This window comes from Bacillus sp. L75, from assembly GCF_003676355.1.
Classification (GTDB): Bacteria; Bacillota; Bacilli; order Bacillales; family Bacillaceae; genus Bacillus; species Bacillus velezensis.
In genome coordinates this window covers 169,687-188,218 of record NZ_ML064906.1, presented here as the reverse complement: position 1 = coordinate 188,218, position 18,532 = coordinate 169,687, and the positions used below count along the sequence as shown (strand labels likewise).

26 protein-coding genes, 1 pseudogene and 1 riboswitch are annotated in these 18,532 nt (G+C 42.6%); of the genes and pseudogenes, 3 read left to right on the top strand and 24 right to left on the bottom strand.

Annotated features, from left to right (window positions below):
* The 18 genes and pseudogenes from D5S11_RS12695 to D5S11_RS12615 all read right to left on the bottom strand — a co-directional run.
* Positions 1-181 (bottom strand): annotated as a pseudogene (locus D5S11_RS12695) (Fis family transcriptional regulator); the annotation flags it as partial.
* Positions 182-429: 248 nt separating this feature from the next.
* Positions 430-1,095 (bottom strand): hypothetical protein, encoded by a 666-nt coding sequence (locus D5S11_RS12690; protein ID WP_108724858.1) that lies wholly within the window; start codon positions 1,093-1,095, stop codon positions 430-432.
* A gap of 153 nt (positions 1,096-1,248) precedes the next feature.
* Entirely contained in the window at positions 1,249-1,506 is a 258-nt protein-coding gene (locus tag D5S11_RS12685; RefSeq protein ID WP_108724857.1) for a hypothetical protein, read from the bottom strand.
* A gap of 34 nt (positions 1,507-1,540) precedes the next feature.
* Complete coding sequence (locus D5S11_RS12680; protein WP_025852610.1) at positions 1,541-1,744, bottom strand: XtrA/YqaO family protein; 204 nt, start codon at positions 1,742-1,744, stop codon at positions 1,541-1,543.
* An 82-nt stretch (positions 1,745-1,826) separates the two neighbouring features.
* Complete coding sequence (locus D5S11_RS19910) at positions 1,827-1,991, bottom strand: hypothetical protein (RefSeq protein ID WP_162918043.1); 165 nt, start codon at positions 1,989-1,991, stop codon at positions 1,827-1,829.
* 50 nt (positions 1,992-2,041) lie between these two features.
* The gene (locus tag D5S11_RS12675; protein WP_047935875.1) at positions 2,042-2,470 is read right to left on the bottom strand and encodes a RusA family crossover junction endodeoxyribonuclease; all 429 of its coding nucleotides are present in this window, start codon (positions 2,468-2,470) and stop codon (positions 2,042-2,044) included.
* Positions 2,471-2,565: 95 nt separating this feature from the next.
* A complete protein-coding gene (locus D5S11_RS19905) occupies positions 2,566-2,709 on the bottom strand; it encodes a hypothetical protein (protein WP_164833847.1) in 144 nt (47 codons plus the stop codon).
* On the bottom strand, positions 2,706-3,653 hold the full coding sequence (locus D5S11_RS12670) for an ATP-binding protein (protein ID WP_128424623.1): 948 nt from the start codon (positions 3,651-3,653) through the stop codon (positions 2,706-2,708). Before D5S11_RS12670 ends, D5S11_RS19905 begins: the two co-directional genes overlap by 4 nt.
* The gene (locus D5S11_RS12665; protein ID WP_032859408.1) at positions 3,538-4,239 is read right to left on the bottom strand and encodes a DnaD domain protein; all 702 of its coding nucleotides are present in this window, start codon (positions 4,237-4,239) and stop codon (positions 3,538-3,540) included. The genes D5S11_RS12670 and D5S11_RS12665 overlap by 116 nt, the downstream gene beginning before the upstream one ends.
* A 197-nt stretch (positions 4,240-4,436) precedes the next feature.
* On the bottom strand, positions 4,437-5,270 hold the full coding sequence (locus D5S11_RS12655) for a PD-(D/E)XK nuclease-like domain-containing protein (RefSeq protein WP_321573437.1): 834 nt from the start codon (positions 5,268-5,270) through the stop codon (positions 4,437-4,439).
* Complete coding sequence (locus tag D5S11_RS12650; protein WP_047935881.1) at positions 5,194-6,114, bottom strand: hypothetical protein; 921 nt, start codon at positions 6,112-6,114, stop codon at positions 5,194-5,196. The genes D5S11_RS12655 and D5S11_RS12650 overlap by 77 nt, the downstream gene beginning before the upstream one ends.
* Positions 6,111-6,299, bottom strand: a complete 189-nt coding sequence (locus D5S11_RS12645) for a hypothetical protein (RefSeq protein ID WP_038458929.1) — start codon at positions 6,297-6,299, stop codon at positions 6,111-6,113. Before D5S11_RS12645 ends, D5S11_RS12650 begins: the two co-directional genes overlap by 4 nt.
* 101 nt (positions 6,300-6,400) lie before the next feature.
* Positions 6,401-6,598, bottom strand: a complete 198-nt coding sequence (locus D5S11_RS12640) for a YqaI family protein (protein WP_046341367.1) — start codon at positions 6,596-6,598, stop codon at positions 6,401-6,403.
* Positions 6,595-6,852, bottom strand: coding sequence for a YqaH family protein (locus D5S11_RS12635; RefSeq protein WP_032859261.1), 258 nt, complete (start codon positions 6,850-6,852; stop codon positions 6,595-6,597). The genes D5S11_RS12640 and D5S11_RS12635 overlap by 4 nt, the downstream gene beginning before the upstream one ends.
* Positions 6,849-7,421, bottom strand: coding sequence for a helix-turn-helix domain-containing protein (locus D5S11_RS12630; RefSeq protein ID WP_014418218.1), 573 nt, complete (start codon positions 7,419-7,421; stop codon positions 6,849-6,851). Before D5S11_RS12630 ends, D5S11_RS12635 begins: the two co-directional genes overlap by 4 nt.
* A 57-nt stretch (positions 7,422-7,478) precedes the next feature.
* A complete protein-coding gene (locus tag D5S11_RS12625) occupies positions 7,479-8,207 on the bottom strand; it encodes a phage regulatory protein/antirepressor Ant (RefSeq protein ID WP_047935882.1) in 729 nt (242 codons plus the stop codon).
* The gene (locus D5S11_RS12620) at positions 8,204-8,518 is read right to left on the bottom strand and encodes a hypothetical protein (protein ID WP_047935883.1); all 315 of its coding nucleotides are present in this window, start codon (positions 8,516-8,518) and stop codon (positions 8,204-8,206) included. Before D5S11_RS12620 ends, D5S11_RS12625 begins: the two co-directional genes overlap by 4 nt.
* A 12-nt stretch (positions 8,519-8,530) precedes the next feature.
* Positions 8,531-8,749: a helix-turn-helix transcriptional regulator gene (locus D5S11_RS12615; protein ID WP_025852635.1), complete on the bottom strand. Its 219-nt coding sequence runs from the start codon at positions 8,747-8,749 to the stop codon at positions 8,531-8,533.
* Between the two features lie 152 nt (positions 8,750-8,901).
* Between D5S11_RS12615 and D5S11_RS12610 the strand changes: the two genes are divergently transcribed.
* Positions 8,902-9,279, top strand: coding sequence for a helix-turn-helix domain-containing protein (locus tag D5S11_RS12610; RefSeq protein WP_014418220.1), 378 nt, complete (start codon positions 8,902-8,904; stop codon positions 9,277-9,279).
* A 363-nt stretch (positions 9,280-9,642) separates the two neighbouring features.
* A complete protein-coding gene (locus tag D5S11_RS12605) occupies positions 9,643-10,839 on the top strand; it encodes a site-specific integrase (RefSeq protein ID WP_108724856.1) in 1,197 nt (398 codons plus the stop codon).
* Positions 10,840-10,882: 43 nt separating this feature from the next.
* Here D5S11_RS12605 and pbuX read toward each other — a convergent pair whose 3' ends face one another.
* The 5 genes from pbuX to D5S11_RS12580 form a co-directional block, all read right to left on the bottom strand.
* Complete coding sequence (gene pbuX / locus D5S11_RS12600; protein WP_012117824.1) at positions 10,883-12,187, bottom strand: xanthine permease PbuX; 1,305 nt, start codon at positions 12,185-12,187, stop codon at positions 10,883-10,885.
* Positions 12,184-12,768, bottom strand: a complete 585-nt coding sequence (gene xpt, locus D5S11_RS12595; protein ID WP_108724855.1) for a xanthine phosphoribosyltransferase — start codon at positions 12,766-12,768, stop codon at positions 12,184-12,186. The genes pbuX and xpt overlap by 4 nt, the downstream gene beginning before the upstream one ends.
* 99 nt (positions 12,769-12,867) lie before the next feature.
* Positions 12,868-12,967, bottom strand: a riboswitch (purine riboswitch).
* A 132-nt stretch (positions 12,968-13,099) separates the two neighbouring features.
* A complete protein-coding gene (locus D5S11_RS12590) occupies positions 13,100-14,602 on the bottom strand; it encodes a carboxypeptidase M32 (RefSeq protein WP_012117826.1) in 1,503 nt (500 codons plus the stop codon).
* 111 nt (positions 14,603-14,713) lie between these two features.
* Positions 14,714-16,633, bottom strand: a complete 1,920-nt coding sequence (locus tag D5S11_RS12585) for an ATP-dependent DNA helicase (RefSeq protein WP_012117827.1) — start codon at positions 16,631-16,633, stop codon at positions 14,714-14,716.
* A gap of 103 nt (positions 16,634-16,736) precedes the next feature.
* Positions 16,737-16,928: a hypothetical protein gene (locus D5S11_RS12580; RefSeq protein ID WP_061046664.1), complete on the bottom strand. Its 192-nt coding sequence runs from the start codon at positions 16,926-16,928 to the stop codon at positions 16,737-16,739.
* A gap of 165 nt (positions 16,929-17,093) precedes the next feature.
* Here D5S11_RS12580 and D5S11_RS12575 point away from each other — a divergent pair, with 165 nt between their 5' ends.
* The gene (locus D5S11_RS12575; RefSeq protein ID WP_003153548.1) at positions 17,094-17,246 is read left to right on the top strand and encodes a YpzG family protein; all 153 of its coding nucleotides are present in this window, start codon (positions 17,094-17,096) and stop codon (positions 17,244-17,246) included.
* A 40-nt stretch (positions 17,247-17,286) separates the two neighbouring features.
* Here the strand turns inward: D5S11_RS12575 and D5S11_RS12570 are convergent, their stop codons facing one another.
* Positions 17,287-18,453 carry a THUMP domain-containing class I SAM-dependent RNA methyltransferase gene (locus D5S11_RS12570; protein ID WP_015417697.1) on the bottom strand — a complete coding sequence of 389 codons (1,167 nt, stop codon included), beginning with the start codon at positions 18,451-18,453 and terminating at the stop codon, positions 17,287-17,289.
* Positions 18,454-18,532 lie beyond the last annotated feature (79 nt).

Here is an 18,532-nt window from a genome sequence, read left to right as displayed (position 1 = left end):
GCTGTCTTCCGTTCTGCAGCCATTCGAGAGTGAATTCAATATCACTGATCATACTGCCAATTATCTTCTTATCGTTCTTTTGTTCAGCTGTCATTTCAACTCCCGGTGTTTCCGAGAATGACCGGTACATCTTTCTTGCTTCTTTTAACGCTCTTTTATATTCAATAATTAAATCTTGCATGTTTTATACCTCCTCTCACTTGCACTTAACCCCATCACCTTTGCCTCGTTTCAGTGTTTGCCTGTCTTGCCCCATCATTTGCCGCCAAAAACCGCTCAGAACACTCTTGCGCGTTTTTATTGGGCTATTTCTTTTCTTGCTTCATGTCATCCCTTGGTTCAAATAAAAAACGGACACTAATCAGAGCACAGTAATTCTGTACAGTGATCAGTGTCCGCAGGCTTTCCGTCTTGGACTATAAAATTTTTTTACTTTTTTAAAGTCTTACTATAACCAAATTTAATCATAAAGCTTATTAGGACTATAACTACTATGGCAATCGAAATATCTTTAATCATTGACAGGTTATTCTGAAAAAAACCAGATAACTTTGGATATTTCATTATTGTCATATAACTAATTAGACAGGCTATATAAATCAATGAAGTAGTAGTCATGTTTCTTTTTATTTTATCCATTTCTTTAATTTGCTTTATTCCTTTATCAAATGTAATTATGCCTTTGTCAGTTATAATTGGCTTAAACTCCAATTCTTCATCTTGTTTTGTTTTAATATCCCTCTTAAGATCTAATAAGTTGTTAGATATTTCGATTTTCTGATCTATAGAAAGAAAATTAGTTTCGGAAATATCTTTAATAAGAAGATCTAAAATATCATTAATGCTATACAAACTATGTTGTTTAACTTTATTTGATTTAGCATTGGCAGCGGATAGTGACTCCAAAAGAGGTAAAGAAGGATTTTCTCCCTCTGATATAAAATCTTTCAAAGTATTAATTATTTGATTATTAGCTCTGTTAACTCTTTTAATATAATCTTTTCTTCCAAGAAACTTTGTTAGGGAATTTACAATAAAAGTACTTACTATTGCAGTTATTAAACTAACAATCCAGGGATTCGTTATCCAATCCATTTTCAACAACCTTTTTAAATAAATCATACTATATTATGAAAAAATTTCATAATATTTTCGTTTGTTCATTCAGAAAAGAAACCATCCATCCCCTTTACTTTTGGGTCACTTTGACTGATGTTATTTTTACAAATCACTGATATGTTTTGCTTTTCATCCCCCTATCCCCGGCAGGACAGAGATTATAAAGAACACAACCACAACTACCGTGCATATCAACCAACTATTCATTTTATCCCGTTTTGCAATAATTGTTTCATCACCAATCATCTTTAAATCATCTGAACGCGCGACAAGGACCGGTATATATTGTTTGGGAACTTTCAAATAATCTGCTGCCTGTTCGACGGTCATCGCTTCATCTTTCGTTGCTTTGACGACACGTTGTAATTTGACTTGTAATGGCATCAATTCAAAAACCCCTTTGCTGAATAATTACATTTGTTTATTTCACCTTGAACCCTATTTCGTGATCGACTCGCGCAAAGCTTCCTTTTGATGTTTGGATGATGGTCTTTCCGTGCTCTGGGACATCCAATACATGCGCTGTTCCTTCAGTACCGTCTAAAACGATGATACGAATTTTCCCAGGCTCCATACTTTGCTGAATACTTCCTTCGTGATTTTTAATTTCTTTAGGGTTGTACACCTAGACTCCTCCTGTGCTATGATAGAAGTACCAATTCGAATCATAAGCACTGAGGCATAAGCTTCGGTGTTTTTTTATATCCTTAGTACGGATTCTCCCAGCCGCTCATTGTGAATGCTGGAGACGGCTTTAGTTCCTCTCGGTATATGATTGGATGTTTTTCGACATATGCTGCCAGTTCTTCCGGCGTCATCTTCCATTCCTTTACCGGTCCTGGTACGTAAGGATTGTTGTTGTTTTCTTGCATGTTATTGACCTCCTGATTATTTAATTTAGGATCCATACAAAAGCTACATGTCATGACACAATCTCAGTTATAATGACTTCCACCCGCGGCTCTTCACTGTAAAACTTACTGACCTTCAAATCGACTACCTGACTATCATCCTTGTATATCAGATGATTCAAAGCGTCTTTGACACCTTTTACATAGTTATCGACGTCCGGCTTTGTTACAGGGCGTAAAAGGCCTTTTTCAGCGTTCTCCTTTTTCCTCTTGGATCCGGATACAGCTTTCGGCATCGGTCTGAATACTCTGACTTCCATTGCGACAGGACCAGTAATAACCTGCTTCGGCCGATGCTGAGATGCAACCAGTGCCACATACTGCTTAAAATTTTTTGACTTTACAGGATCGTACATTCTAACCTTTCCGTTTTGAATGGATCCCCGCGGCCGTCCTTGTGCGATCGGCTCTCCATAAACAATAAACTGAATAGAACTCAACAGCCTTTTACCTCCCGTCAATCTGTTCCCAATGCTCGATCTGCTTTTCCTTGTAAGGTGCAGTCAGTAATATGACTGGCAGCGCCGCAACTGCTTTAAGCACTTCTCACCAGCTCCAATTGCCTTATTTTCTCCTCCAGGACCCTAATCGTCGGTGTGAGATCCTGTCCGCCTGTCTGTTCAGCCGGGCCGAACATATAAATCCCTCCGGATCCTTGAATGTTCGTTTTTAAGCTCATTCCCATTCTCCTAACCTATGATTTAATTGCATTCGGTCTCCCTTGATGATTACCGTATAATTACGGCACATCTGATGTATCCGAGACCCGAGCGCTTCGTCTATATCTAATAATGCTGCTGTATCTAATTCTGATGAAATCAGCAGGGGTTTGTGATTCAGGTAGCGATAATTAACGACCGACTGGATCTGCTCAACCTGCCAATCTGTGGCCCGCGGTTCTCCCTTTACTGGTTTAAATAAATCGTCGATGAATAGAACGTCCGCTTTTCTCATTGCATCAAGCTTGGACTCTAGTTGATCAAAGTTATCTCTTAAATTCCCCATCCCTTCAACGTAAGGGAAATACATGCAGTAAACAGACTTTTTCTTAATAAGGTTGTTCATGATTGCCGTTAATAGGTGCGTTTTTCCGCTGCCAGGCTGGCCAAGGAGGGCGATGCTGTTCGAACGTTCTCCTTTAACCTTTTGAAAATCCTTAAAGTATTCCATAGCGCACTCATATGCGTCTTTAATCATGGCAGGCTTGCCGTCTGTAATGAAATTACCGAATAAGAGCATTTCAAATTCCTCGGTAATACCGCTGGCTTCCATAAGCCGGGCGATCTTTTTCCGTTTCACGCACTTACATTGCTTAGAGTACGTGGTTTTCCACTCCCGGGCCTTATCCGGTAAGCACACTTTTCCTGCTAGGTAATCCTCTTCCCTCACCATTTGATCAGTGTTAAGACTCTCCATTGTTTTTTGTTCTTTTCTCAGCTGCCGTTCAGTATCTTGGTGAACCCGATAAACAATGATTCCTTTGTCCTTGCAGTCAGGACAATCATATTCAGCCTTTTCTTCTGAGACGGCCTGTTCCGCTGAAAATTGGGCTGACCTGTCCCGTAGTTTTTTGAGAATGCCCGCCATTGCCATGTCCGTACTTTGTGTTTTGTGAGCTATCATGCTGTTTTTTCTCCTTTCTCTTCTGCGTAAACGGATTTGATAGAACTGCTTCAATGTAATTTAAACCAACCTTGCTGCCTTTGTTCCTGAAAGCCTGTTTCATAGCCTCCATGACCTTCTCCTCGCCGTAATCTTCAACCATATAGCCAATTCGCTGAGCTTCTATTGGTCCGATAGTACGGGCGACTTTGTTCTCGAATAATTCAAAGACATTTTTCACTTTTTCATCAACTTCCTTTCTTTCTTCCGACACTTGGACAAGGTCCTTCTTCTTGTTGTAATTGCCAAGCTGTATGTAATCCGCGTAATTCAGAACTGTAACAATAAAGCCGCGTTTTTGCGGCAGCCTGTCCAGTTTTAAATACTCCTGCTTGACCATTCTGTCTAACGAGTATTTGATCTGATCGGATGACCAATTAAAACGCTTTGCTAATTCCACAAGCTTAATGATTGTCTGACCGAGCTCTAAATCCTGATCTGCTCTATACTCTGCCCGTTTGAATAAATGATCATATATTGTCTCATCCCGTGAATCTTTAAATGGCAGGCGGGGTAAAATGACATATCCTAATCCTTGCGTATCCATATCGCTCACCTACTTCCTTTTACACAATGCTGTTAGAGCCTTAAAATCAATATCTGTTAATTCTAAAGATGGTTCATTTGTCTTCAGATAGTCCGTTACATACCGTGTATATAAGCCCTTCCTCATATCACGCCTTACTGTCTTAACCAGCCAGTAATAACAATGCGGAATCGGAACCTTAATTAAATCCTTTTCCATCAGCTGATCAGCTCCGAGAAATGAATAATACTGTTTAACTGATTTGTTGCACGGCAATATTTGCATCTCTCACACCGCTCCGGCTTTTCGCCGCCATGTTTCACTTGCAGGATACGACCCATACGCTGCTCAATCTCTTCAAGCTCTACTTCCATTCGACCCTTATCGATATTGATGACTGCTTTATCCGGCGGATCCTCTTTAGACACCCCCACGATAAGAGGCTCAAGCCACTCGTTACGCCCAGTCATACGCTTTTCCATTTCTGCGTAGAGCGCCATCTGTCCAATGTATCCGTATGCTTCGACAAACGAGCAATAGCCTATTTCCGGATTCCACACCTTTTCTCGAAGTGAACGGGTTGTTTTCAGATCTGCAAAACGGCTGCCGGCCGGGTTGTATACGTCCAGCTTGCCTTTCCACGGAACACCGAAAAGTTCAGCTGTTACGATAACTTCCTTTGCTCCTTCCAGAACGAACATACAGAGTTCGTCATGTTGAATCGCCTCAATCATCAGATCAGCTAACTGATATTGCTTGTACAGCTGGCCTTTTTGTGTAAAAAGTGATGGCGTGTTTCTCTTGAATTCATCAAATACCTGTTTCCCTTCAAGCCAGGCATGAACATATTGACCGAAGAGGAGAGCCTCTGAACCCGGCGGCACCCATTCACCGTTAATCTTGGCCATTGTTGCCGCCTCGCATTGCAGAAAGCTCTTATATTGAGAATTTGACATGTAATATCTATCAATCTCGTTAGAATAGTAATTCTCCTTGTTTAGCGCCGGAATCGTCCTCATCAGCAGGATCACCAGCCTTTTTCTTTTTTTCATCTGCCTTCCCATCATGCTCTTTTTGTTTTTTAAATTCTTCTTCAGCCTTTGACTTAGTCGCGCCTGTGGCCTTGATATTGAAGTAATCCTCTTTTTTTGCCATCCCATCACGAAGGGACGTGTAAATGCGTCCAATTTTCAAGAAATCTTGTTCAGTGAAAGCATCGATCGCATTACCGATGTATTCCTGGATCATTTCTTTTGTAACGCCAAACTCTTTTTTGAAAAGAGATAAAGCGTTTCTGAGACGATCCTCCAAAGGTTCTTTATGACCGCTGATTAATGTTTGCTGACACATATCAACCGCAGCATCTACGATATCGCCTGGAATTACTCCAAGTATGCAGGCACGCAACCGCCGCGCGCCTTGATTGGCAACCATTTCATAAATATCCCTTGGATCATCAAGCTTTGTAATAGCACCGCGCGCTTTCCGTTCATGCTTAACCGTAAAAATCTTGGTTTGACGGGTATTCGTTTCGAGGTCCCAGGCATAAGCCATGACAGACGATTCTCCTGCCTTCTGTTCCAATTCCATAATCCCGTAATCAATGTTCCCCCAGTTCTGCGCCAACGCTTCAGCAAGACGTATAGAAGGACCAGATACTTTTGAGCCGCCTCGCGGATATTCATACACCGCGTTCTCGGCCAACAGCCTCCGTTCACATGCTTTCTTAATCCGATCGAACGCCGCGTATACATCCCGCGGGAATTTCTTAGCAATGACCATAGCAGCCTGTACCTCTTGAGCTTGACGACTGACCATAGCTTCGGTAGTCACGTTGGTTGCCTGTTGAGGTGCGGGCATATAATCTGAGTAATCTACCTGAGACAATCCATTCATTTTGCTGCCACCTCTCTCAAATAAGCTTTTGTGCCGCGCCTCTGCCATTCTCGGTATGCGTCCATTGACGGAAAACTGAAAACAGGACGGCCATACTTATCAAATGTAATTGAACCGCCAACCTGACTTAAACGTTCCTGGTCGTCCGCCCGGTCGCTGAATGACACTGTAATTGATTTTGCCATTTATAAAACCTCCATTGTTTTCTATGAGGCGTTTTGATATAATTAGGTTCCAATCAATAATCAAAACGCCTTACGAAGTCCACTTTGCCGAGTGGGCTTTTTTATTGCGATGTTTGAAATTCAAAACCAAGCTGCTCCTTTAAGTACCGTTCAAGATTATCCCTCAAAATTACCTCGCCGCTGTCGATTACATAATCATCTGTTGGCATTATGATGTCCCCAAAAAAATCCTTTTTTATTTCAGGTTCTGACGTTTTATCGTGCCAGTTGTTCAAAACCATTGGATTTTCAATGTTCATTGCGAGCACCTGCTTATTACAGTTAAATTAATACCTCGCTGCTGCATTTTCATAGCTACATCGTACAAACGGCCTTTGTTTGCTAACCGGTTAATATCCTCCGTCAAAACTTTTATGCTTCCGGCTAAGCTAATGGCTTCCTCGTAATCACCATCACGCAAGGCCTCACATAGCATAATCGCCAATTCTTCTGCTGAATCCACTTTCCGTTTAGCAGCTTCTAAATCTGATGTAAGAAATTGATTGTTGTTCATATCGTAATTGCCTGCCTCTCCTCATGTTTTGCCATTGCTACTTGATCAACTAGCGCTTTTCTTGTCCACCTATCAGCTAGTTCTTGTATCTTTAAACCGTGTCCGCGGGCTAGTGAATAAATGAGTGTCTTGTTTGCCGGGATAAGATCGAAAATCTGTTTAATATCACCCATTGGCAGTTCCCCTGCCCTCCTACCCGGCCTGTCACTTGCCAGCCAACGGGCTAGATGTTTTGTTGCTTCCAAGGCCTCTTCCAACTGATGGACCATATTGATTACCGCGGCACTTGCACTTTCATTTAATGCAGGATCAATGGGCGCAGCCGCTGTTGGGTGCAGACGGAAAAGATAATGCACGAGATCAATATGTTCATAGGCTTCACACACTTCAAACCACTTAATGCATAGTTCAGGAGTGAGTTTGCTAAAGCCATTTTCCACATCAGAAACATATCGTTGATCCTTTCCCCCAATTAAATTACCGATTTGATACTGTGCAAGGCCCGCCGATTTTCGGACACCACGCATAATCTGCGGTAAATTTCGCAAATTGTATGGGTTGTTCTCCATATGTTTGCCTCCTGATATATTCAGTTTTTTACTGATAAAATTTAAGTAATGAAAACACTAACTCGCCTGTTGCTTTTTCAACTTGTTAATGATGTAGGCTTGTCCCTTTGGTGTAATCTTCATTGTGAGCCACGTTTTTGACTTTCCGCTTACTTCTCGAACTCCCTGTGCTACTTCAAAGTAACCGCGGTTCACATATTCTTGATAAGGCTCATTTTTGTTGGAGAAGATCATCTTCCAATCTCGTAATTTCTGAAACAACTGCCTCTCACCAATAACAATGCCTTGTTTGGATGCAAGTTTTGCAACCTCTCTGACAAGCAGGGACTTTTCAGACGCCATGCACGATTCAGCAAAACTGACCAACGGCTCCTGAATTCTCAATGTTTGTTCAAGCTGTTGCCGTTCTTCCTGTTCGGTGATCCATCGCTTTGCTCGGCTGACTGGATCATCAATCATATAAGACGGCTGCTTTAGTTTCTGAAGCTCATTTTCCATTCGGTTAAACTCCGAAATATACTTTTCTTTAAACAGCGCTGCCTTTGCACCTGTGTAACCAAAAACTAAGAATGTAAGACCGTCACGCTTGATGAGATATTTTTTATAAGTGCGATTCCTATTGTCCTTATATTCAACCTCCCCAAAATTGTGGAGATTAAATTCTTTGCTAGAATCTAGGTTTTTAATATCACGTAAAACATGATCATGACGCTTTCCGAACACCTCAGCAACAGTCAGGCTATCGGTTACAACTTGATCGCCTTCAATAAAAACAATTTGATTCATGCGGTTGCCCCCTTACGGAAATACTGGGTATTTTCCTCCACCCAACGGGTATTTCTTTCAATCCATTTAAATAGCAGCTGGGTTGGAATTTTCTTGCCGAACTCATCATTTACCGGGAAATCAGGTCGCGACATGAGTTCAGACATTTTTGTTTGGCCGCATCTGAGTACTTTCATCGCTTCTTCTCTGGTTAAGATGTGAGGTAGCTCATTCAACGCCCCCAGCCGCTCGACTAACATATCTGTTGCCCTTTCAGCAATTTTTGCTGCAATTTGATCAATGAAGTTATCATCGTATTGCATGGTAAACATATTTGGTACCTCCTATGCTGTGTTTGATTTTTGTTTCGAAACGACGACATTTTCTTCAAAAAAAAGCGTCCAATCGACATCAAAGTTGTTAGCAATTCTCTTTGCTAGTTTTACTGAAGGATTTCTCTTACCTAATTCAATGTTCGCGTAAGCACCTCTAGAGATACCAATTTCCTCAGCTGTTTCCTGTTGGCTTTTGTCTCCACGGATGTCTATCAACCATTTCCTCAATAGATTCACCCCCTATTTGCGTCGAAACGAATCATTTGTTTTTATGATATCGTCCATTAGAAACAATGTCAATAACTTTTTCGTCGTTTTGACACAAAACTTTATTTGTTTCATTTCGACACGTTATAATGTTTAATGAATGAGGTGAAATTATGTTTAAAGACCGGTTAATTCAACTCCGTAAAGGCAAGAAGTTAACACAAGAACAAATGGCTGAAAAGGTTGGCGTTCACAGGGGCACATATGCTAATTATGAAAGAGGCCATAGACAGCCAGACTATGAAACATTAGTTAAAATAGCTGATTTCTTTGAAGTCTCTACAGATTACTTGTTAAGAGGTCAAGAGTACTACCAAGATAAAGCTAAAGAACTCCGTAAGCAGAATGATGTTCGTTTTGATAATGTCGAAGGACAGGAACTGATGACGGAGGATGAAAAAGATAAATATCTTGCAGATGCTCTAAGGCGACTTGATGGAATTGAAAAAATGATTGCAGAGAATTTCAAAAACAAAAAAGAGGAAAAGTAATTATTCTTTATTGTTTATTAAGTTATTTCTGTTTACTAATAAGATCGGAACTTGAACCGAAATGCAAATGAACCCGATCCGAAAGGATAATTTCACCATGTTCCTAATCCCTTATGGTTCAAGGGCTTTCAATCTTATTCTCATCTGAAACTGATCCGGACTTGAACGGAATCTCATCAGTAAAAATCGAGTCGTTGAGAAAAGTCCTTTTTTTAAAATTTTGATTAGCCCTTTTAGGGCTTTTCTTTAAACAAAACACCAGAACATAAGTTCTTTTTCAGAATGCATCAACTCTCCTCCCCCTACTTATTAATTTCATTTGTATTTAAAACAACTCCTATACTTAGTCTAAGAGGTGAAAGAATGTATACCAAAGAATTAATCAAGGGTAAAAAATGGTTAGCAGTTGGAGAAGGCCCTCGTGACCCAGTCACCGGCAAACGAAAGCAAATTCCGCGGCGGGGCAAAACAAAAAAAGAAGCCGAGCAAAGAGTCCGTGATGCAATAGCAGCTTTAAATGAAGATGGCATCGATGAATCAAGAGTGAAAAAGGTAACTTTTGATCAAGTCGCAGCCGAATGGCTGGAAGAGTATATGTTAACAGGGAAGAAAAAGAACACTGTCCGAATCAGACGAGAAGAGATAAAAATATTAAATGCCTACATTGCCAAATCCATCATCAATAAAATAACCTTGAGACAGTATCAAAAAATACTTAACAAACTATCAGAACAAGGGTATTCACGAAGCACTATGAATGGAGTACATACGACAGCAGGCATGATATTTAAGTATGCTGTTAAAGTAAAGTTTCTTAAAAGCAATCCTATTGCAGATGCTATAGTGCCTAAAAAAAGAATAACCGTTGAAGAAATTGAAAATAACAACATAGCTGAAAAATACCTCGAAAAATCGGAGATCGAGGAATTTCTTTTAGCAGTTAAAAATCACGGTCTACACATGGATCTGGAACGATTTTATTTACTTGCTTTTTCAGGTATGCGATCCGGGGAGTTATGTGCCCTCAAATGGTCTGACATCAATTTCGAAACAAAAGAACTCCGGATAACCAAAACCATTTATTCAGAAAGTAATAACATGAGAGAGTATGAATTAACTCCACCCAAAACACCTGGATCAATTCGAACAATTGTTATAGACGATCAAATTATAGCCATGCTGAAAGCATATAAAACGAAAGTGAAAAAGATGCATTTGCAATCACAAACAAAATTATCTGAATACCATAATGAAAACTTTATTTTCGCAAGAGCAAACGGGTACCCTTACCTGCCAAAAAGCATCATATATCGGATGGAAAGAATTCTAAAAAAAACATCCATAAAAAAACATGCGACTCCTCACATATTCAGACACTCACATATCAGTATGTTAGCTGAAGCAGGTGTCGATATTGCGACCGTGATGAAAAGAGTCGGCCACGATGATGTGAAAACAACAATGAAAATCTATACCCACGTTACAAATAAAATGAAAGAGGATGCCTCACAAAAAGTTCAGCAAACTTTCGGAAGCATCCTCGATCTCGGGATTTCATAAAGAAATGTTATTAAAATGTTATTTTTTTAAGAAAAACGAATAACTAACCCTCTTGAACCCTTGTCACATCAAGGGTTTTTTTCGTTTTGGGAATCATATTATAAATAATATTCAAAAGGACGGCGGTAAAGCTTCCGGCGACGATTCCGTTTGTGGTCAGCAGATTTAAGTAAGACGGCAGGTGCTTAAACATATCGGGAACGACGGTTACACCGAGTCCCAATCCGACCGAACACGCGACAATCAGAAGGTTTTCCTGCTTTTTAAAGTCAATTTGACTGAGCATTTTAATGCCGTAGGAGATGACCATGCCGAACATGGCCACCATCGCGCCTCCCAGTACGGAAGACGGGATTATGGTCGTGAAGGCTGCGATTTTCGGAAAAAGGCCGAAGAGCATTAAAAGTGCGCCCGTGACACCGATAACCGCGTTTTTCTTAATTCCTGTCAGCTGCACGAGGCCGACGTTTTGGGAATAAGCCGTGTACGGAAAAGCATTAAAAATGCCGCTGATGAATACCGCCAGGCCTTCCGCGCGGTAGCCTTTTGCTAAATCACGTTCAGACAGGCGCCGGTTTGTCAGGTCACCGAGAGCGAAATAGACGCCGGTTGACTCAACAAGGCTGACAATGGCAACGATGGACATCGTAATAATCGGTGCCGCATGAAATGTCGGCGTCCCGAAGTAAAACGGTTTAATCATTTGAATTGCGTCAGCATTCGCCACATTGTCAAATTGCACTTTTCCCATAAAATATGCGATGGCCGTCCCGATGACAATGCCGATTAAAATCGAAATGGATTTCAAAAATCCTTTTGTAAACCGATAAAGCAGCACGATGATGACGAGCACCGTAAATCCGAGGGCAAGGTTAGCCGGATCACCGAAATCCTTGCTGCCTTCCCCGCCGGCAATATGATTCATCGCGACCGGCATTAAGGTCATCCCGATAATCGTCACGACAGATCCGGTTACGACAGGCGGGAAAAAGGATACGAGCTTGCCGAAGAAAAACGACAGCAGAATGACAAGCAGACCCGATGCCAAAATGCTCCCGTAAATGGCTGAAATCCCGTACTCCTTACCGATGGAAATAATCGGCGCTACCGCGGTGAACGTACAGCCGAGCACAACGGGTAAGCCGATGCCGAAACATTTATTCCTCCATACTTGAAGCAGCGTAGCCGCCCCGCACATAAAAATGTCAATTGATACGAGATATGTCAGCTGTTCTGCGTTCAGTCCCAATGCCGCTCCTACAATTAAGGGAACGACGACGGCGCCGGCATACATGGCAAGCACGTGCTGGATACCGAGGGAAAGTGTTTTGGCATAGCCGTTTTTCATGAACGGACCTCCTGTACAAATGTCACTTTTCCGTCTTCAAGCGATTGAATTCTCGCCAGTGATTCGACCCGGCATCCTTTTTTCATCAGCTCATCTCTTCCCGGCTGAAATGACTTTTCAATGACGATTCCGATCCCGCAAACCGCTGCGCCTGCTTGTTTTACAATGGATAAAAGTCCTTCTGCCGCCTGTCCGTTCGCTAAAAAGTCGTCAATGATTAACACGCGGTCATCTTTCGACAGATGATTTCCGGAGATTACAATCTGACTTTCTGTTTTTTTCGTGAAAGAATAGACGGATGCCGTCAGCAGATCATCCGTTAATGTGAGAGACTTCCTTTTTCTCGCAAAGATGACGGGAACGCCGAGTTCAAGGCCGGCCATCACCGCAGGGGCAATGCCCGAAGATTCAATTGTGACGATTTTGGTTATCTCGTCTTTTTCAAAACGGCGCGCAAATTCCCGGCCGATCTGCTGCATGAGAACTGGATCAATTCGATGGTTTAAAAAAGAATCCACTTTCAGCACTTGATCAGAAAGAACAATTCCGTCTTCTGCTATTTTTCGTTTTAATGCTTCCACAATGATTACCCCCGCTTATAAAAAATAAAAAAAGCATTGCCCGCTCTCCAAAAAAAGAGCAAGCAATGCCGAATGATCTACACGCAACGGCCGAATAAAGCCGTTCCATTGCTCACTCATAGTCGGACATTTACGGTGACCGGTAGAAACTTGCGTGCCATATCCACGCGATTATATGAGTGTTCGTATTATATTAATCAAATTATAACAAGATACACTTCTTTTGCATAGTGAAATTTGAATGTTTCCGAACTTTTACAAAGAATCGGTTTCGATTATTCGTGTTTTTAGAATTTTTAGAAAAACACCCGGTGTATGCCGGGCGTTTCGTTTATAAATATAAATTTGAATATTTGCCGACGAGATACTCAATGAGATATTGAACGTTCAGCTCTTCTCCCGTTGCATCTTTTATGATGTCAAGCGGCATTTTGCGTCTTCCGTGCTGATGAACCTTTTCTGTCAGCCATTGTTTGATCGGCTCAAAATCGCCCCGTTCTATTAATTGGTCAAATTCAGGCAGATCGTCAAGCATGGTATGCTTCAGCTGTGCCGCATACATATATCCGAGCGCATAGGAAGGGAAATAGCCGAAATCGCCGCCCGCCCAATGTACGTCCTGCAAAATGCCTTTTGCGTCAGATGGCGGCGTAATGCCTAAATAATCATGATATTTTTGATTCCACAATGCAGGCAGTTCTTCCACTGTCACTTCATTGCTGAAAATCGCTTTTTCAATTTCATAACGGATGATAATATGAAGCGGATACGTCAGCTCATCGGCTTCAATTCGGATAAATGTCGGTTTCGCCTCATTTACGGCGCGTACAAAGTCCTCTCTTTTCACATCTTGAAATTGATCAGGCGAAGCCTCAACCATTTTTTCATAATAGGCGGTCCAGAAATGTTGATTTCTGGCGATAAAGTTTTCATAAAATAACGATTGGGATTCATGAATTCCCATGGATGCACCGTCAGATAAGTTCGTTCCGCTCAACGCTTCGTCAATATTCTGCTCGTAGATCGCATGCCCGCATTCATGAATCGTTCCGAAAATCGCCGTGCGGAAATCGTTTTCGTCATATCTGGTCGTCACCCGCACATCGCCCCGGTTGATTGTCGTTGCAAACGGATGCACCGTCTCGTCCAGGCGGCCGCCGTCAAAATCATACCCGAACTCTTTTAAGAAATACAAGGAGAGGGCTCTTTGTTGTTCTTTCGAAAACGTTTTCGTTATAAAGGAAGTGTCCGGTTTATTGCCGGATTCCGTCACTTTTTTGATAAGCGGAATAATCGCTTCCTTCAATTCAGAAAACAGCTGATCCAGCACCTTTACCGTAACACCCGGTTCGAAAATATCGAGCAATGCGTTGTATGGATGATCTTCATAGCCCCAATACGAAATAAACCGCTTATTAAAATCAATCAGCTTCTCAAGGTACGGAGCAAACATAGAAAAATCAGAGGCAGCCTTTGCATCCTCCCAAGCCGTTTCAGCTTTCGATGTTAAAATGACATATTCTTTATACTCATCTTCAGGAATTTTTTTATTATGATCATAATCTTTTTTCGCAAGTTCCGCCGCTTTCACTGTATCTTCAGGCAGCTCCTCTGCATGCGCGAGAAGGATGTCGATCAGCTCTTTCATCCGGTCGGATGTCTGGATTTGAAAAACGTCAGCCGACAGCTGTCCGATGCTTTCCGCCCGGTCATCAGAGCCTTTTTTTGGGGCTCCCGTTCTTAAGTCCCAATGCATAAGTGCAATGGCTTCGACATAGTGGGATACTCTTTTTAACAGATCAAAAAACTCTTTTTCATATGTATGTAAATCCATATCCGTTCCCCTCCCTTTTCACTATCAATTACAGGCTAATGGAATGCCGTGATAAAGTCAACTTCCCGGATTTAAAAAAGCCGCAGGATAAGAATCCTGCAGCTTTTGTTTTTATACGATTTTCGGTGTAACAGGCAAGATCTTTTTGACTTCGGCCAAGACCCGTTCACTTTCTCCGCCCGCATAAATGGATATGGTTCCGCTGTCCTGATTAGAACGGATGAGGCGGCCGATTCCCTGCCGGACTCTCAAGAGCATGTACGGCAGATCAACTTCCTCAAACGGATCTTTTTTCGCTCCGTTCCGCTTTGCGGTAAACACGGGATCATGAGGCGGATACGGCAACGCCCAAATGGTCACATTCCGGAGCGAGTCACCGGGAATGTCAAGACCTTCCCATAAGTGGACGGAACAAAGCACGGATTCTTCATCCCGCTGGAATTTTTCGACCAGACTGGAGATCTCTTCGTCACCTTCGTAGTATATCGGATACGGCAGCTCCCACGCGGCAGCCTGTTCTTTAAATTCCTTCATGTCTTCAAAGGAAGGGAAAAGAACGAGGGTGCGTCCTTCATTCTTCTTAATGGTTTCAATCGTTTCGGCTGTTTTCTGCTCAGACGTCATGTCACCGTGAAGCGCAACAGACATTTGCTCCTCGTAATCGTACGGAGATTCAACGGTGAATGATAAAGGATCACGGATTCCGAGGCTGTCAGCGATATAATCAAATGAACCGCCCTCAGAAAGAGTGGCCGATGAGAAGATATAAGGAATCTTTTTAGAAAAGACCTTTTCTCCCAAAACTTCGGCTACTGTTCTCGGCATAACGACAAACGTTGAGTCTGTATCCCGCGTTTCAAGCCAGCTGATGGCATCCTTTTGATACAGCGACAGCGAATATGCCATTTGTTCGACGTATTCTTCTACAACTGACAGCTCGTACTTATCGATCGTATACATTTCCGATTCAAATACGAGCGCCTCGCCGATTTTATCGAGCAGACGGCACAGTTCGTCAGCCGCACGCTTAACACGCTGGTCGTTTTGGATGTCCAATCGGTGAGAGCCGGCGATTTCCTTCGATTCCTCTGACAGCACATAGAAAAACTCATCGTTTGCGGCAAGGGCATCTTCAATCAGTTCGGCGAATTCCTCTCTGATATCATTTTGAAGCAGACGCTCTAAAAACAGCTCAAGCGTCGACTGCTTCACACGATACGTTAACGCTTTTTGCGCGGCGAATTCCAGCAGATGTCCTTCATCAAATACGACGGCGCTGTGATCCGGCAAAAGCGGCAGCTGTCCTTCCCTTTTGCGTGATTCTTCCGTCCATACATGCTCCATGTAGAAATCATGGGAGCAAACAATCAGATCCGTTGATTTTCTGTAATGATCTCTCGAAAGTGTTAAACCGCATCTATGTCTCATATCACAAGTTAAACAATCTTGGAAGGAATCATAGCTGACGCCTGCCCACTCTTCATTCGTCAAATCAGCGTACTGTTTGCGGTCGCCGTACGGATAAAAGCGCTGCATCGCTTGTGACTCGTGTACGAATGAAGGCAGCGACTCATAAAGATCCAGCCACTTTTCATCATCAGAACGCTGCATCGTTTTCTCAAGCTTTTTCAGACACAAATACTGCTCATGGGATTTGGACAGCCGTGTATCAATCTGCAGATCCAAATGTTCTGTCAGCTTGGAAATGTCGCCTTCTTTTTTGACAAGCTGTTCAATTAACGTTTCATCGGCGCATGCGATAATGGCCGGTTTACCCGTATATCTGGCATAGCTGATGGCAAACAGCAGATACACCAGCGTTTTCCCCGTACCGACTCCTGCCTCAGCGAACATGACTTTTTTCTCTTTAAATGCCCGTTCAAGCTGAAACGCCATAAATACCTGCTCATCCCGAAGGTCAAAGCCTTTCTCGGGAAGGATATCGTAAAACACGTCACCAATCCAATTGTTCAATTCTTCGTAAAAATTCTTTTCTTTTGTTAAAGCAAAAGGCAAACGTGATGTTGTCACCCAACTCCAACCCCTAACTATTCGGCATTCAGACCATCTATAATATCATTTAACCCTTTTCAATACAACAAAAAAACTTGGCCTCGCCAAGTTTTTGCCATTATCATTTCCGGTCAATGATATGTGTACATAGGAACGGATGGTCTGTTGAATGTGTATGTTTTACCGCATTTTCAAGTTCTTCCTGTGCGTGTGTCATGGCGGAAGGACCGAACTCCGCTCCGGCTTCCTCCAGCCGGAAAGCAGTTGCGTCTAACGCCTTTTGTATTTTACTGAAGTGCTCGCTGTTCAGCATAAAATAGATCACCTCTCAAATAGAAATAATCATCATTCTATGCCGATGCTTCACTTTCTATACATGCCATTCTGAATGATCCGCACCTGACCTGCACAAACTACAACAGATATTCGATCGAATATCCATCTTCACAAAATTATTCTATCCGGGAGTGATGGTTACATGAGTTATAAAGATCGATTAGATCAGCATTCTGAATTGTTTCATCACAATTGGACGCGGCCGAAACGCTCTAAATCGCAAGTGAACGGCCACACCGAAATGTCCCAGACCAACATTATTTTACGGAGCAACGCAAAAGCGCACCGCTGGTAATGGCAGAATAAAACGTAAAGATGCCGGAGAAGACGCTGTTTCAGGCGTCTTCTCTTTGTTGCGGCTTTTTCCGCTGCGGCCGCACTTTAGCCCAGTACTGATAATAATCCGTTTTGATAAAACCGTTAAAGAGCTTCCGTTTTTTGGTTGCTTTTCTTCCGTAGACCTCTTCAAATTGTTCATTTGACGTCAACATGTAGACAGACCATGTATCAAGAGATTCAAATGCCCGGCCCATTTCTTTATACATCTGCTCGACTTCCCTTTTTTCGCCGAGCCGTTCGCCGTACGGAGGGTTTCCGACGATTACGCCGTATTCGAGTTTCGTCGTAAAATCCTGCACCCGCATTTGCTTGCATTCGATCAGGTCACCGAGTCCCGCTTCTTCTGCGTTTTCTTTGGCGATGTTTACCATCCGGTGATCTACGTCACTGGCAAAGATCTGCAGCGGCTGATCATAGTTCGCCTTTTCTTCCACTTCAAGACGCGCCTTGTCCCACAGTTCTTTTCCGATCCATTCCCAGTCTTCTGAAACAAAATCACGGTTAAAACCGGGAGCAATGTTTTGTCCGATTAAAGCGGCTTCAATGGCGATCGTGCCGGAACCGCAGAACGGATCGACGAACGGACGGTCAGGCGTCCAGTTGGTTAACTGAATTAACGCGGCAGCGAGCGTCTCTTTAATCGGAGCTCCTCCCTGATCAACCCTGTATCCCCGTTTGTGAAGGCCTGTTCCTGATGAATCCAGTGTAAGCACGGCTTTATCTTTTAAAAGGGAAATCTCCACCTTATACTCGGGGCCCGTTTCTTCAATCCATTCATTTTGTTTTCCTGATTGAAGTTTCAGCTTTTCCGCTATCGCCTTTTTGACGATCCGCTGGCAGTCAGGCACACTGGCAAGCACTGATTTCACGGATTTTCCGATAACGGGGAACTTTGCGTTTTCCGGAATGTACGCGCGCCAGTCAATCGCTTTTGTTTTTTCAAACAGCTCATCAAACGTTTTCGCCTGAAACTCGGCGACCTGTACTTTGATGCGGTCAGCCGTCCGCAGCCATAAGTTAGCGCGGCAGATCGCAAGCGCATCTCCTTCAAAAATGACTTTTCCGTTGTCTACTTTGCATTCATAACCTAAATCACGCACTTCTTTGGCGACGATCGCTTCAATTCCCATCGGCGCCGTCGCTATTAGTGTGTACTTCTTCATCGTATCACCCTGTCTCTTTTAAGCTTTCGTCTCATTCAAGATAAAAGCTCCCCTTTAAAGGAGAGCTCTAATTTGTCAT